Origin of the sequence: Pseudomonas sp. K2I15, assembly GCF_002204795.1 — a bacterium.
Lineage (GTDB): Bacteria > Pseudomonadota > Gammaproteobacteria > Pseudomonadales > Pseudomonadaceae > Aquipseudomonas.
Genome location: NZ_NIXO01000040.1, coordinates 15,994 through 30,872, shown reverse-complemented (window position 1 = coordinate 30,872; position 14,879 = coordinate 15,994). Strand labels below are relative to the sequence as shown.

Sequence of the window (14,879 nt, the reverse complement as noted above, 5' to 3'; positions counted from 1 at the left end):
GTGCCGCTGTGACAGGCATTCTGTAGCATTGGTCGGCGCGCCGTGGGTGCGTCTTTGCTTTATCAGATGGAGAGCGCTATGGCTTGGAATGAGCCGGGTGGCAACTCGAATAATCAGGATCCTTGGGGTGGTAAACGCCGCAATAATGGCGACCGCAAGGGGCCACCGGATCTCGACGAGGCCTTCCGAAAGCTGCAGGAAAGCCTGAATGGGTTGTTCGGTGGTGGGAAAAAACGTGGTGGTGACGAAGGCGGTCGTACGAGCAAGGGCGGTGGTTACGGCCTTCTCGGCATCGGCCTTGTCGTGCTGGCGGCCGTCTGGCTGTACAGCGCCGTCTATGTCGTGGACGAGCAGGAGCAAGCCGTGGTGCTGCGCTTCGGCAAGTACTACGAGACTGTCGGCCCCGGCCTGAACATCTACTTCCCGCCGATCGATAAAAAGTACATGGAGAACGTCACGCGTGAGCGTGCCTACACCAAGCAGGGCCAGATGCTGACCGAAGACGAGAATATCGTCGAAGTGCCGCTGACCGTGCAGTACAAGATCAGCAACCTGCAGGACTTCGTGCTGAACGTTGATCAGCCGGAAATCAGCCTGCAACAAGCGACCGAAAGCGCCCTGCGTCACGTGGTGGGTTCCACTGCAATGGATCAGGTGCTGACCGAAGGCCGTGAATTGATGGCCAGCGAGATCAAGGAGCGCCTGCAACGGTTCCTCGACACGTATCGCACCGGTATCACCGTGACCCAGGTCAACATACAGAGCGCAGCGGCACCGCGTGAAGTACAGGAAGCCTTCGATGACGTGATCCGTGCCCGTGAAGACGAGCAGCGTTCGCGCAACCAGGCTGAAACCTACGCCAACGGCGTCGTGCCGGAAGCCCGTGGTCAGGCCCAGCGCATCCTGGAAGATGCCAACGGTTACCGCGACGAAGTGGTTTCCCGCGCCAAGGGTGAGGCTGATCGCTTCACCAAGCTGGTGGCCGAGTACCGCAAGGCACCGGAAGTCACCCGTGAGCGTCTGTACCTGGACACCATGCAGGAAGTCTTCAGCAACACCAGCAAGGTTCTCGTGACCGGCAGCAAGGGCGGGCAGAACAACCTGCTGTACCTGCCGCTGGACAAGATGATCGAAGGTGGTCGTAGTGGCAGCAGCAATGCACAGTCCGGAAGTTCGACGGCCGCGTCCAATGAGGCCAGTGCCCGTGCGGCCGCTGACTTGCTGCAACAGCAAACACGTACCAGGGAGAGTCGTTGATGAGCAATAAATCGCTGACCGCCCTGATTGTGGGCGTCGTCGTGGTCATCGCTGCCTGGAACTGCTTCTATATCGTGTCTCAGACCGAGCGCGCGGTGTTGCTGCAATTCGGTCGCGTGGTCCAGGCAGATGTCCAGCCGGGCCTGCATGTGAAAGTCCCCTACGTCAACCAGGTGCGCAAGTTCGACGGCCGCCTGATGACCCTGGATGCACCGACACAACGCTTCCTGACCCTGGAAAAGAAAGCTGTGATGGTTGACGCCTACGCCAAGTGGCGCGTCAAGGATGCCGAGCGCTTCTACACTGCGACCTCCGGCCTCAAGCAGATTGCTGACGAGCGTTTGTCGCGCCGTCTGGAATCGGGCCTGCGTGACCAGTTTGGTAAGCGCACCCTGCACGAGGTGGTATCCGGTGAACGTGATGCGCTGATGGCTGACATCACGCGTTCGTTGAACACGATGGCGGAAAAAGAGCTGGGCATCGAAGTGATCGATGTTCGGGTCAAGGCTATCGACCTTCCGAAAGAAGTGAACCGCAGCGTGTTCGAGCGTATGAGCACCGAGCGTGAGCGCGAGGCTCGTGAGCACCGCGCCAAGGGTAACGAACTGGCAGAAGGGATCCGTGCGGATGCCGACCGTCAGCGTCGCGTACTGTTGGCAGAAGCTTATCGCGAGTCTGAAGAGGCCCGTGGTGATGGTGATGCTCAAGCCGCTTCGATCTACGCCAAGGCGTATGGCCAGGACCAGGAGTTCTACGCGTTCTACCGTAGCCTGCGTGCCTACCGTGAAAGCTTCGCGAACAAAACCGACGTCATGGTGCTTGACCCAAGTAGCGATTTCTTCCGCTACCTGGAAAAGTCCAAGTAACCCGCATGTAGTCTGAGAATCGCTCCGTCGGGCGGCTAAAATGCCGGGCGGGGTGATCCTTTCAGAAAACGGGTGTATGATGCGGCAGCCGGGAAATTCCCGGCTTTTTTGCGTCTGCATGTTTGATTGTGGTTTTGTTCTGCAGGCGCCACAGGTTTTTCGAGGAAAGTGCCCGACGAGGCCGATTGTTGGTCGTTCGTCACGTCGCTCTTGCGCGTGGTTTATGCAGGGGCCGGGTATTTTCTGCTTCACTCAAGGCTCGCCCGAGGGCTGGCCGCCCGGATCATAGGGGAATGGCGTAATGGCAACGGTAGACCGCTGGCTGCTGCCAGATGGCATCGAAGAAGTACTGCCACCAGAAGCTGCACGCATTGAAATCGCGCGCCGCCAGGTGTTGGATCTGTTCCAGAGCTGGGGTTACGAGTTTGTCGTGACCCCCCATATCGAGTACCTGGAATCCCTGCTGACCGGCGCGGGCCAGGACCTGGATCTGCGCACCTTCAAGGTCATCGACCCGCAATCGGGCCGGCAAATGGGCTTTCGTGCCGACATCACGCCGCAAGTAGCGCGCATTGATGCGCACACCCTGCGTCGCGAAGGGCCAAGCCGCCTGTGCTACGCCGGCAGTGTGCTGCATGCACAGCCGCGAGCCTTGTCGTCTTCCCGTAGCCCGATCCAGCTGGGCGCCGAGTTGTACGGCGATGCCAGCCCGAGCAGCGACGTGGAAGTCATCAGCCTGATGCTGGCCATGCTGCAACTGGCCGATGTGCCGGATGTGCACATGGACCTCGGGCATGTCGGCATCTACCGCGGCCTGGCCCGTGCGGCCGGTTTGTCGGGTGAAGTGGAGCAACAGTTGTTCGATGCCCTGCAACGCAAGGCCATCGATGAAGTGATCGCCCTGACGGTGGGCGTGCCTGCCGACTTGGCCGGCATGCTGCGTGCGCTGGTAGACCTGTGTGGCGGCCGTGAGGTATTGACCGCCGCCCGTGATCGCCTGGCGAATGCGCCGGCTGATGTATTGGCGGCCCTGGATGACGTGCTGGCGATTGCCGAGCAGTTGTCTGCGCGCTTCCCGCAGTTGCCGCTGTATTTCGATTTGGGTGAGTTGCGCGGCTACCACTACCACACCGGTGTGGTATTCGCGGTGTTTGTCCCGGGTGTTGGCCAGGCCATCGCCCAGGGCGGTCGTTATGACGATATCGGCGCCGACTTCGGTCGCGCCCGTCCTGCGACCGGTTTTTCCACCGATTTGAAAACCCTGGTGACCCTGGGGCGTGCTGAGGTCGAACTGCCGTCTGGCGGTATCTGGATGCCCGACAGTACGGACGCAGCACTCTGGCAGCAGGTTTGCCAGTTGCGCAGCGAGGGTCAACGTGTGGTCCAGGCCTTGCCTGGGCAGCCATTGGGCGCCGCCCGTGAAGCGGACTGCGACCGGCAATTGATTCTGCAGAACGGGCTTTGGCAAGTATCGCCACTGGCTTCTTGAGTTTTCCTGCCGGCCACTGCCGGCACCAAGTTTGCGCGAATGAGGACAAGTGTTATGGGTAAGAATGTCGTAGTCCTGGGCACCCAATGGGGTGATGAGGGCAAAGGCAAGATCGTTGATCTGCTGACCGAACATGCTGCCGCCGTAGTGCGCTACCAAGGTGGCCACAACGCTGGCCACACCCTGGTCATCGATGGCGAAAAAACCGTCTTGCACCTGATCCCGTCGGGTGTACTGCGCGAAGGCGTGCAGTGCCTGATCGGCAACGGCGTGGTGGTTGCACCTGACGCCCTGCTGCGCGAGATCACGAAGCTGGAAGAGAAAGGCGTACCCGTGCGCGAGCGCCTGCGTATCAGCCCGTCCTGCCCGCTGATCCTGTCCTTCCACGTTGCGCTGGATCAGGCTCGTGAAAAGGCCCGTGGCGAGCTGAAGATCGGTACTACCGGTCGCGGCATCGGCCCGGCTTACGAAGACAAGGTTGCTCGTCGTGGCCTGCGTGTTGGCGACCTGCTCAACATGCCGCGCTTTGAAGACAAGCTGCGTGAACTGGTGGATTACCACAACTTCATGTTGGTGGGTTACTACAAAGAGCCTGCCATCGAATTTGAAAAGACCCTGGCTGAGTGCAAGGAATACGCTGAGCTGCTCAAGCCGCTGATGCTGGACGTGACTGCCGAGCTGCACGACCTGCGTCGCGCTGGCAAAGACATCATGTTCGAAGGCGCCCAGGGTTCGTTGCTGGACATCGACCACGGTACCTACCCGTACGTGACCAGCTCCAACACCACCGCTGGTGGCGTTGCGACCGGTTCGGGCGTTGGCCCGATGTTCCTCGACTACATCCTCGGCATCACCAAGGCGTACACCACGCGTGTAGGTTCGGGTCCATTCCCGACTGAACTGTTCGACGAAGTCGGTGCGCACCTGGCCAAACAAGGTCACGAGTTCGGCGCCACTACCGGCCGTGCACGTCGTTGTGGCTGGTTTGACGCCGTTATCCTGCGTCGCGCTATCGATGTGAACAGCATCTCGGGCATCTGCCTGACCAAGCTGGATGTACTCGACGGCCTGGAAACCATCAACATCTGCATCGGCTACAAAGATGCGCAAGGCAAGAGCGTTGCCCCGACTGACGCTGACAGCTACGTGGGCCTGCAGCCTGTGTACGAAGAAGTGCCGGGCTGGACCGAATCGACCGTGGGTGCCAAGACCCTGGAAGAGCTGCCGGCCAACGCCCGTGCTTACATCAAGCGCGTTGAAGAGCTGATCGGTGCGCCAATCGACATTATTTCGACGGGCCCGGACCGCAACGAGACCATCGTTCTGCGTCACCCGTTCGCTTAATAAGCTGTTGATGTAAAACACAAAGGGCCCCTTCGGGGGCCCTTTGTCGTTTCTGTTTGCTATACGGCACGACCCTTGCTGTGTTTCTCTCTTTCGTGGTGCTATCAATTTAATGGCACCCCAGGTGGAGGGATTCACGATGTCTGCCGTTCTCTCATTGTTACAAAGCCGTCTGTTGCGGCCGGTGTTCGTTACCCTAGGTATCGCTCTTTTGGTGCAAGTGCTGGTAGCTGTCGCTCTGACGCGGAGCACAGTCACGGCCCTGGAAGCTGATTTGGACAATCGCCTGGGTGTCGACAGCCAAAAACTCGCCGCTGAACTGGCCCAGGCCGGCAAGGAAGTCACCTCCAGTCTGGACAGCCTGTCTTCCAGTACTCGCCAGCGCCTCACGGCGGGGCTTTCCACGCGCCTGCAGGACGAGCAGAAACAGTTGCGGGCGACCCTGGAAAAAGACCTGAAGGACTCCGCCAACGATATGGCGCAGTTGCTGGCCTCGGTGGCGCCCCGTGCTATGTGGGACAGCGACGTGCCGACCCTGTCGGAGTTCGCCCGCCGTGCCCAGCGCAATCCCAATGTGCTGTTCGTGGTTTACGACGATGCCACCGGCCAGCACCTGACGCGCTACCTGAACCGCGAAAACCCGATTAACGCGGCGTTGCTGGAGAAAGGGCAGGGCGAGCGTGCCCTGGACAAGGTGCTGGATGCGGCTAAAAACGATCCGTCGGTTTACTACCTCGAGGCGTCCATCAGCCCCAATGGCGTGGAGATCGGCAAGGTCATCATGGGTGTTTCGACCGCCTCGGTGGACGTTGATCTGGCCGCGCTGGATAAACGCTTTGCCGCGCTGATTGCCAGCAGCGATCAACTGGTGGGCGACAGCCTCAAAGGTGCTGCCGCGGACAGCGCCGCAGCCATGGGTGCGCGCTTGCAGTCTGCGCAAGCCACCGCCACCCAGATGACCGCCAATACCACCAATACCGTGCAAGAGGCGGCGGGCACCTTGCGCTGGCGCATCGGTATGGGCCTGGCGGTTGTAGGCTTTGGCGTGCTGCTGTTGATTGCCGTGGTGCTCGGGCGTCGCGTGGTCAATCGGCTGAAGCTGCTGATAGCGGCGATGGACGATCTGGCAGCAGGCGAGGGCGACCTGACCAAGCGTGTGCAGATCAACAGCCGGGACGAAATCGGTGACATGGCCTCGGCGGTCAATCGCTTTGTGGATAAGTTGCAGCCGATTGTGCGTGAAGCGGGCGATGTGGCCCAGCGTACCGGCGTGGAAATCGGCGCTATGACCTTGCGCAATGCCGGTGCCGATGCGGCCGCTGGCTTGCAGCGTGATGAGGTTGCCGAAAGCCTGCGGGCGCTGTCGCAAATGGCTGACGAGGCGCAGGCGGAAAGCCATGCGATGCAGGCGGCGTTGCGACAGGTGGTGGATATTCGTCAGGCGACCGATGAGAACTCGCGTACGTCAGCCGAAGTCGGCAGCCTGATCGAGGCGTTGGCGGGGCAGGTGCAGGCCGGGTCCAAGGTTATCGAGCGACTGGCGCAGCAGAGCGAGCAGATTGAGGTGGTGTTGACCGTGATCCACGGGATTGCCGAGCAAACCAACCTGCTGGCGCTCAACGCGGCGATCGAGGCGGCCCGGGCCGGTGAGACCGGGCGCGGTTTTGCGGTGGTGGCGGACGAGGTGCGCGCCCTGGCCAGTAAAACCCAGAGCTCTACCGGCGACATCCAGGCGCATATTGTTGCCTTGCAGCAAGGCGCCCGTGAGGCGGTGGAAACCATCGGCAAGGCCGGGCGCCAGGCCAGCGAAGGCTTGCTGGTGCTGCGCGACAGCGTACGCCTGCAGCAGTCGGTGCAGGCCTCGGTGGAGCAGGTGCATGCAGCGATTGGCCTGGCGACACGCGCGGCGGAGCATCAGGCGCAGGGCGCGCATGCGGTGCGTGGGCGGGTGGAGATCATCCATGCCCAGGCTGAGCGGGCGGCTCAGGCGGTAGTGGAGACTACCGCCAGTGGCAAGGTGCTGGATGGGTTGGCGGCGCAACTGAAGGCGAGCTTGGGGCAGTTCCGGGCTTGATGTTGCCTGGTAGGGCCCTTTCGCGAGCAAGCCCCACATTCGACCGAGTTCCACGTTTGGAATACGGACAAATGTGGGAGTGGGCTTGCTCGCGAAAGCTATTTCAACGGCTCAGATACATCCGCGTCGTAAGCAGATACACCGGCAACCCCGACACCAGAATCAGCAGTGCTGCATAGGGCGCCGCTGCCGCGAATTCCACATTCGAGGTATGCGCCCACACGGCCGTCGCCAGGGTATTGAGCCCGGTCGGACTGAGCAGCAACGTCGCCGTCAGCTCCTTCATCGCATCCAGGAATACCAATGCAAACGCCGCACCCAAAGCCGGGAAAATAATCGGCAGCGTCACCCGGCAAAACGCGCTGAACGACGACGCGCCCAGCGTTCTCGCGGCCTCTTCCAGCTGTGGTGCCGCCTTGTTCAGCGCCGTGCGGATCGGCGCCTGGGCCAGTGGCAAAAACAGCAACGCATAAGCGATCAGCAACAACGCCGAGGTCTGATACAGCGCCGGCACGTAATGCAGTGCGAAATACACCAGCGTCAGCGCAATCACCAGGCCGGGCAGGGCGTGCAGCAGGTATGGCAAACGTTCGGCCCACAACGCGAGCTGGCCCTTGTAGCGCACCACCAGCAAGCCCACCGGCACTGCAAACAACAGGCACAGCGCTGCGCCGCCCAAGGATAATGCCAAGGAAGAAAGCAGCGCCTCGCCGATCTCGGCTACCGGAAACGCCGCTGAACTGCCTACTGCCAGCCAGTAACCGAGCATGCCCAGTGGAATGCCGCTGCCAATGATCGCCAGGAGCAGGCAATACAACTGCCCCAGCGGCGCCCATTTACCCAGTCGAACCTGCTCGGCATGCCGCGCCGCGCCCTGGCCGGTACGCACATGCCGGCCCTTGCCGCGCACCCGCAGTTCCAGCCAGAGCAGTGTCAGGCACATCACCAGCAGCACTGCCGAAAGCATCGTTGCATTGGCATTGCTGAACTCCAGCTCGAATTGCTGATAGATCGCGGTGGTAAACGTCTGCAAACCGATGATCGACAGCGCGCCGAACTCCACCAGCATGTGCAGGGCTATCAACAGTGCCCCGGCCAATAGCGACGGCCACAACAACGGCAAGGTGGTGCGGAAGAACACGCTCCAGCGATTCAGCCCCAGCGTGCGGGCGGACTCTTCCAGGGACGGGTCAAGATTGCGCAGGGTCGCCGCCACCGGCAGAAACACCAGCGGGTATTTGGACAGGGTCATCACCAGGATCGCCCCGCCCAGCCCTTCAAAGTTGGCGCTTAACGACACCCAGGTAAAGCTGCTGACAAACGCCGGAACCGCAAACGGCAGGCAAAGAATCACTCCCCAGATGCGCCGCCCCGGCAGGTTGCTGCGTTCCAGCAACCAGGCCAGCGACAGGCCAATCACACCGCAGGCTACGGTCACGCCGACCATCAGCGCCAAGGTGTTGCGCAGCAGCCCGAACACGTAAGGCCGCCACAGCAAATGCACCGCCTCGGCCCAGCCCGCTTGCCAGGCCTTGAGGCCGACATACGCCAGTGGCAATAGGCTCAGGCCCACCAGCAGCAAGACCGGCAGCAGCAACCAGATCGAAGGGCGTTTACGTCTCGGCGTAAAACCCCCGCGCAAAGCGAGGGTGGGGAGCGATGGGTTCATCAGTTCAAGCCAACGTCACGTTCCAGCTCCAGGGCTTCTTCGGCGTTGCCCAGGTCGGCAGGGGTGACTTTGGGCGGTTGCAGCTCGCTGAAAGGCTTGAGGCCGCGATTGGATTCCATGCCCTTGCGCAGCGGGTATTCGGCGGAGGTGTTGGTGATCACCCGCTGGCCCTCCTCGCTGGCCATGAAGGCCAGCAGTTGCTGGGCTTCTTTTGGATGCTTACTGGATTTCAGTGCCGCAGCGGCAGACACAGTGATCAGGCCGCCGGCATCACCGTTGGTGAAATAGTGCAGTTGCGAATCCAGATTGGTTTTTTCTTTCTTCAGGGCAAACCAGTAGTAGTTGTTCACCAGGACGGTAGCAACTTCGCCATTTTCTACCGCTTTGAGTGCAACCATGTTGTTGCTGTAGACCTTGCCGAAGGCACGCAGGCCGGTCAGCCATTCTTCGGCCGCTTCGCGACCGTGCAGTTTGATGATCGCTACGGCCTGTTCCTGGAACGCACCGCTGGTAGGTACGAAGCCGACCTTGCCTTGCCACTCGGGGCTGGCGAAATCCAGTACCGACTTGGGCAGGTCTTTCTCGGCGACCAGTTTCGGATTGAAGGCCACGACGCGGGTGCGTGCAGTCACGCCCATCCAGGCGCCGTTGGCGGCCACATACTCCTTGGGCAGAACGTCGAGGGTACTGGCGTCGATGGTTGCCAGCAGGCCTTGTTCGCCAAGTTTGTTCAGTGGCGGCGATTCTTCGGTGTAGATCACGTCGGCAGGGGAGCGGTCGCCTTCTTCGACGACCTGGCTGGCCAGCTGGTTGCTGCTGCCCTTGCGCACATTGACGTGGATGCCGGTCTTGGCTTCGAAGGCCTTGGCAAGTTCATCGCCGACCTCCTTGTGTTGGCCGTTGTACAAGGTCAGTGCAACCTTGTCGGCAGAATAGGCCGCGGGCGAGAGCAGGGTCAGGCCGAGCAGAGTGATGGTCAGGCCATGCAGAAGGGATGTCTTGAGATGGGTATTGCGGATCATCATTCGCAGGGTTCCTCACTTGAAATGCAACAAATCGTGTGAAGGATAAACGATAAAGTTTCTCAGGTGCGGCTGCGGCGTAGATTCATTGACCGATCAGGCAGATTTTTAGAAGACCAGAAACGCAAAAACCCGCTTTCGCGGGTTTTTGTGAGACTCAAGGCTGAAACCTTGAGTTTAGAATTGGTGCCCAGAAGAAGACTCGAACTTCCACGACCTTGCGGTCACCAGCACCTGAAGCTGGCGTGTCTACCAATTTCACCATCTGGGCAGCATCAGCAACGTTGCCGCTGTTGATAGGGCGAACTATACGGAGGGCTTTTTGATCTGTAAACCCCTGATTTGATTTTATAAATCAACTTTGTCGTTAAAAATCAAAGGCCTGAAACGCAAAAACCCGCTTTCGCGGGTCTTTGTGAGACTCAGGGCCGAAACCTTGAGTTTGGAATTGGTGCCCAGAAGAAGACTCGAACTTCCACGACCTTGCGGTCACCAGCACCTGAAGCTGGCGTGTCTACCAATTTCACCATCTGGGCAGCATCGTCAACGTTGCCGTCGTCGATGGCGCGCACTATACGGACCGCTTTTTGCGCTGTAAAGCCCTGTTATCAAAAAAGCCTGGAAAATTTCGCAGGCGGTCGCGCAAGGTGCATTCCGAGGCGTGTAAAGTGCTTTTACGGGCTTGTTGACACCTGAAATTTCCCGTTTCAATACGCGTATGCCAAACTAACCCGCATATAGACAAGGTGAAAACTCTCTAATGGCCGATTGGCAGTCCCTCGATCCCGAGGCCGCTCGTGAAGCGGAAAAATATGAAAACCCTATTCCTAGCCGCGAACTGATCCTGGCGCATCTCGCCGATCGGGGTTCGCCTGCTAGCCGCGAGCAGCTGGTTGAAGAATTCGGTCTGACCACCGAAGACCAACTCGAAGCCCTGCGTCGTCGCCTGCGCGCCATGGAGCGCGATGCCCAGTTGATCTACACCCGCCGTGGCACGTACGCGCCGGTGGACAAGCTCGACCTGATCCTCGGCCGCATTGCCGGCCACCGTGACGGTTTCGGCTTCCTGATCCCGGACGACGGCAGCGACGACCTGTTCATGAGCCCGGCGCAAATGCGCCTGGTGTTCGATGGCGATCGTGCCCTGGCGCGCGTTTCCGGCCTCGACCGTCGCGGTCGCCGCGAAGGCGTGATCGTCGAAGTGGTGTCCCGTGCCCACGAGTCCATCGTTGGCCGCTACTTCGAAGAAGGCGGCATCGGCTTTGTCGTGCCGGATAACCCGAAGGTCCAGCAGGAAGTGCTGATCACCCCGGGCCGTAATGGCGCCGCCAAGGTCGGTCAGTTCGTCGAGGTGAAAATCACCCACTGGCCAACTGCGCGCTTCCAGCCACAGGGCGATATCGTCGAAGTGGTCGGCAACTACATGGCGCCGGGCATGGAAATCGATGTTGCGCTGCGCACCTACGATATCCCTCACGTCTGGCCTGAGGCTGTGCTGAAAGAAGCCGCCAAGCTCAAGCCGGAAGTTGAAGAGAAAGACAAAGAGAAACGCATCGACCTTCGCCATCTGCCGTTCGTCACCATTGACGGCGAAGATGCTCGCGACTTCGATGATGCGGTCTACTGCGAAGCCAAGCCAGGCAAGCTGCGCCTGTTCTCCGGCGGCTGGAAGTTGTTCGTCGCGATTGCCGACGTGTCCAGCTACGTGAAGATCGGTTCGGCCCTGGACAACGAAGCCCAGGTGCGCGGCAACTCGGTGTATTTCCCCGAGCGCGTAATCCCGATGCTGCCTGAGCAACTGTCCAACGGCCTGTGCTCCCTGAACCCGAAAGTCGACCGTTTGGCCATGGTGTGCGAGATGACCATCTCGAAAACCGGCGAAATGACCGACTACCAGTTCTACGAAGCGGTGATCCACTCCCAGGCGCGCCTGACCTACAACAAGGTCAGTACCATCCTGGAACAGCCGAAAACCAGCGAAGCCAAAGCCCTGCGCGGTGAGTACGGTCATGTCGTGCCGCACCTCAAGCAGCTCTATGCGCTGTACAAAGTGCTGTTGGGCGCTCGTCACGTACGTGGCGCGATCGACTTTGAGACCCAGGAAACCCGAATTGTCTTCGGTTCCGAGCGCAAGATCGCCGCGATCACGCCGACCACGCGTAATGACGCTCACAAGCTGATCGAGGAATGCATGCTGGCGGCCAACGTGGCCACTGCAGAATTCCTGAAAAAACACGAAATTCCCGCGTTGTACCGGGTGCACGACGGCCCGCCGCCGGAGCGTCTGGAGAAGCTGCGCGCGTTCCTCGGTGAGCTTGGCCTGTCCCTGCACAAAGGCAAGGACGGCCCGACGCCGAAGGACTACCAGGCTCTGCTCGCGAGCATCAAGGACCGTCCGGATTACCACGTGATCCAGACCGTTATGCTGCGCTCCCTGAGCCAGGCGGTGTACAGCGCTGATAATCAGGGCCACTTCGGCCTGAATTACGAGGCGTATACCCACTTCACCTCGCCGATTCGTCGTTACCCGGATTTGCTCACGCACCGCGCGATCCGCAGCGTGATCCACTCCAAGCAGAACACCCCGCACGTCCAGCGCGCCGGTGCCATGACCATTCCGAAAGCACGGATCTATCCGTACGACGAAGCGGCCTTGGAACAGTTGGGCGAGCAGTGCTCCATGAGCGAGCGCCGTGCCGACGAAGCGACCCGCGACGTCGTGAACTGGCTTAAGTGCGAGTTCATGAAAGACCGCGTGGGCGAGTCGTTCCCGGGTGTGATCACCGCCGTGACCGGCTTTGGCTTGTTCGTCGAGCTGACCGATATCTACGTCGAGGGCCTGGTGCACGTCACCGCCTTGCCGGGTGACTACTACCACTTCGACCCTGTGCATCACCGCCTGGCGGGCGAGCGCACCGGTCGCAGCTTCCGTTTGGGCGACACTGTGGAAGTGCAGGTCATGCGCGTCGACCTCGACGAGCGCAAGATCGACTTCGGCATGCCAGACAAGCCTGTTGAGCCGACTGGCCGTAAAAAGCGTGGCAGCGAAACCGCAGCCCCGGCCGCCAAAGGCAAAGGTGCTCCTGCGAAAGCAGCGGTCGCCGAGCCTGCGCCAGCCAAGCCGGCTCGTCGTTCGTCTGCCAAGGACAAGGCCCCCGAAGCCTACCGCCCAAGCGATGCCGCGGCGAAAAACGCCGAGCTGCGCAAGAGCCGCGAGTTGAAGCAGCAGTTGCTCAACGAAGCCAAAAGCGGTGGTAAAGCGGCGTCTGGGGGAAAGTCCCGCGAGGCGGAAAAGCCGTCGAGCAAGCCGAGTAAACACCGTAAAGGCCCGCCAAAAGCGGGTTCGGCCCCCGCGAAAAGCGGCGGGTCGCGCAAACCTAAGGCCAAGTCATGAGTCTGGAAAAAATCTACGGCGTTCACGCCGTAGAAGCATTGCTGCGTCACCACCCGAAACGCGTCAAGCAGGTGTGGTTGGCAGAAGGCCGCAGTGAGCCGCGCGTTCAAGCGCTGGTCGAGCTGGCCAATCAAAATAAAGTTGCGATCGGCCAGGCCGAGCGTCGCGAAATGGACGTCTGGGTCGAAGGCGTTCACCAAGGCGTGGTAGCGGACGTAAGCCCGAGCCAGGTCTGGGGCGAAGCGATGCTCGACGAGCTGCTTGATCGCACCGAAGGCGCGCCGCTGTTGCTGGTGCTCGACGGCGTGACCGACCCGCACAACCTCGGTGCCTGCCTGCGTTCGGCCGATGCTGCCGGCGCGCTGGCGGTGATCGTGCCTAAAGACAAATCGGCAACCTTGACGCCTGTCGTGCGTAAAGTCGCCTGCGGTGCGGCGGAAGTGATTCCGTTGGTGGCTGTGACCAACCTGGCGCGCACCCTGGAGAAGCTCCAGCAGCGCGGCCTGTGGGTCGTGGGCACGGCAGGGGAGGCCGAGGTTAGCATTTATGACCAGGACCTCACCGGGCCGACCATCCTGATCATGGGTGCCGAAGGCAAGGGCATGCGTCGTCTGACCCGTGAGCATTGCGACTACCTGGTGCACCTGCCGATGGCCGGTAGCGTCAGCAGTCTCAACGTTTCCGTCGCAACGGGCGTCTGCCTGTTCGAAGCCCGGCGCCAGCGTGGCGTCAAGGCCAAGACTAAGAAGTAGCCAAGTTTCGCGCCGCTCAAAATGTGGGAGGGGGCTTGCTCCCGAATACGGTGTATCAGCCAGTGCATTTGCTGCCTGGCATACCGCTTTCGGGAGCAAGCCCCCTCCCACATTTGTTTTTGTGGTGTGGGGGTGATTGTTCAAATAATCGCCAATCACCTTGCACCCTTTCTCCCCCTTCTCTACAATTGCGCCCCTTGCCTTCATGGCAGGCACGCATGTGCCTCCGTTTGGCGAGATCCATAAGTGTCATTCACTCCTTGTCTGACCGTTTTTGAGCGGCAGGCTACAACCCGTAAGGAGCATTCATGCGTCATTACGAAATCATCTTTTTGGTCCACCCGGATCAAAGCGAGCAAGTCGGCGGCATGGTAGAGCGTTACACCAAGCTGATCGAAGAAGACGGCGGCAAAATCCACCGTCTGGAAGATTGGGGCCGTCGTCAACTGGCCTACGCAATCAACAATGTTCACAAGGCTCACTACGTGATGCTGAACGTTGAATGCACTGGCAAGGCCCTGGCCGAGCTGGAAGACAACTTCCGCTACAACGATGCAGTGATCCGTAACCTGGTCATCCGTCGCGAAGAAGCCGTTACCGGCCAATCCGAGATGCTCAAGGCTGAAGAAAACCGCAGTGAGCGCCGTGAGCGTCGCGACCGTCCTGAGCACGAAGGCGCTGAAAGCGCTGATAGTGATGACAGCGACAACAGCGATAACGCTGACGAGTAATCCACGGACCTTTTAAGGAGCCTATCAAATGGCACGTTTCTTCCGTCGTCGTAAATTCTGCCGCTTCACCGCTGAAGACGTGAAGGAGATCGATTACAAAGATCTCAACACTCTGAAAGCCTACGTATCCGAGACCGGCAAAATTGTTCCAAGCCGCATCACCGGTACCAAAGCTCGTTATCAGCGTCAGCTGGCCACCGCTATCAAGCGCGCCCGCTTCCTGGCCCTGCTGGCCTACACCGACAGCCACGGCCGCTGAGACCGGGCAGTCGACAAGTAGT

At 60.3% G+C, this 14,879-nt stretch carries 11 protein-coding genes and 2 tRNA genes; 9 read left to right on the top strand and 4 right to left on the bottom strand.

All coding sequences use genetic code 11. The features are described from left to right. Nucleotides 1–78 precede the first annotated feature (78 nt). The 5 genes from hflK to CEC48_RS21495 all read left to right on the top strand — a co-directional run bounded on the left by hflK (nucleotide 79) and on the right by CEC48_RS21495 (nucleotide 7,030). Entirely contained in the window at nucleotides 79–1,257 is a 1,179-nt protein-coding gene (gene hflK / locus CEC48_RS21515) for an FtsH protease activity modulator HflK (RefSeq protein ID WP_088425576.1), read from the top strand. Continuing rightward, nucleotides 1,257–2,123 (top strand): protease modulator HflC, encoded by an 867-nt coding sequence (hflC, locus tag CEC48_RS21510; protein WP_017478342.1) that lies wholly within the window; start codon nucleotides 1,257–1,259, stop codon nucleotides 2,121–2,123. Before hflK ends, hflC begins: the two co-directional genes overlap by 1 nt. 301 nt (nucleotides 2,124–2,424) lie before the next feature. Further along, entirely contained in the window at nucleotides 2,425–3,612 is a 1,188-nt protein-coding gene (locus tag CEC48_RS21505) for an ATP phosphoribosyltransferase regulatory subunit (RefSeq protein ID WP_088425575.1), read from the top strand. Between the two features lie 54 nt (nucleotides 3,613–3,666). After that, the gene (locus CEC48_RS21500) at nucleotides 3,667–4,956 is read left to right on the top strand and encodes an adenylosuccinate synthase (RefSeq protein WP_088425574.1); all 1,290 of its coding nucleotides are present in this window, start codon (nucleotides 3,667–3,669) and stop codon (nucleotides 4,954–4,956) included. Between the two features lie 139 nt (nucleotides 4,957–5,095). Continuing rightward, nucleotides 5,096–7,030, top strand: coding sequence for a methyl-accepting chemotaxis protein (locus CEC48_RS21495; RefSeq protein WP_088425573.1), 1,935 nt, complete (start codon nucleotides 5,096–5,098; stop codon nucleotides 7,028–7,030). Nucleotides 7,031–7,133: 103 nt separating this feature from the next. Here the strand turns inward: CEC48_RS21495 and CEC48_RS21490 are convergent, their stop codons facing one another. The 4 genes from CEC48_RS21490 to CEC48_RS21475 form a co-directional block, all read right to left on the bottom strand. Next, a complete protein-coding gene (locus CEC48_RS21490) occupies nucleotides 7,134–8,699 on the bottom strand; it encodes an iron ABC transporter permease (protein ID WP_088425572.1) in 1,566 nt (521 codons plus the stop codon). Continuing rightward, the gene (locus CEC48_RS21485; protein ID WP_088425571.1) at nucleotides 8,699–9,724 is read right to left on the bottom strand and encodes an iron ABC transporter substrate-binding protein; all 1,026 of its coding nucleotides are present in this window, start codon (nucleotides 9,722–9,724) and stop codon (nucleotides 8,699–8,701) included. The genes CEC48_RS21490 and CEC48_RS21485 overlap by 1 nt, the downstream gene beginning before the upstream one ends. A 181-nt stretch (nucleotides 9,725–9,905) precedes the next feature. Then, nucleotides 9,906–9,992: transfer RNA gene (locus CEC48_RS21480), tRNA-Leu, on the bottom strand. Between the two features lie 178 nt (nucleotides 9,993–10,170). Further along, nucleotides 10,171–10,257, bottom strand: a tRNA-Leu gene (locus CEC48_RS21475). 224 nt (nucleotides 10,258–10,481) lie between these two features. Between CEC48_RS21475 and rnr the strand changes: the two genes are divergently transcribed. The 4 genes from rnr to rpsR all read left to right on the top strand — a co-directional run bounded on the left by rnr (nucleotide 10,482) and on the right by rpsR (nucleotide 14,857). After that, a complete protein-coding gene (gene rnr, locus CEC48_RS21470; protein WP_088425570.1) occupies nucleotides 10,482–13,115 on the top strand; it encodes a ribonuclease R in 2,634 nt (877 codons plus the stop codon). Next, complete coding sequence (rlmB, locus tag CEC48_RS21465; RefSeq protein WP_048727526.1) at nucleotides 13,112–13,867, top strand: 23S rRNA (guanosine(2251)-2'-O)-methyltransferase RlmB; 756 nt, start codon at nucleotides 13,112–13,114, stop codon at nucleotides 13,865–13,867. The genes rnr and rlmB overlap by 4 nt, the downstream gene beginning before the upstream one ends. Before the next feature lie 308 nt (nucleotides 13,868–14,175). Then, nucleotides 14,176–14,598 (top strand): 30S ribosomal protein S6, encoded by a 423-nt coding sequence (rpsF, locus tag CEC48_RS21460; protein ID WP_003217491.1) that lies wholly within the window; start codon nucleotides 14,176–14,178, stop codon nucleotides 14,596–14,598. Nucleotides 14,599–14,626: 28 nt separating this feature from the next. Then, the gene (gene rpsR / locus CEC48_RS21455) at nucleotides 14,627–14,857 is read left to right on the top strand and encodes a 30S ribosomal protein S18 (protein ID WP_002551829.1); all 231 of its coding nucleotides are present in this window, start codon (nucleotides 14,627–14,629) and stop codon (nucleotides 14,855–14,857) included. The last annotated feature ends 22 nt before the right edge of the window (nucleotides 14,858–14,879 follow it).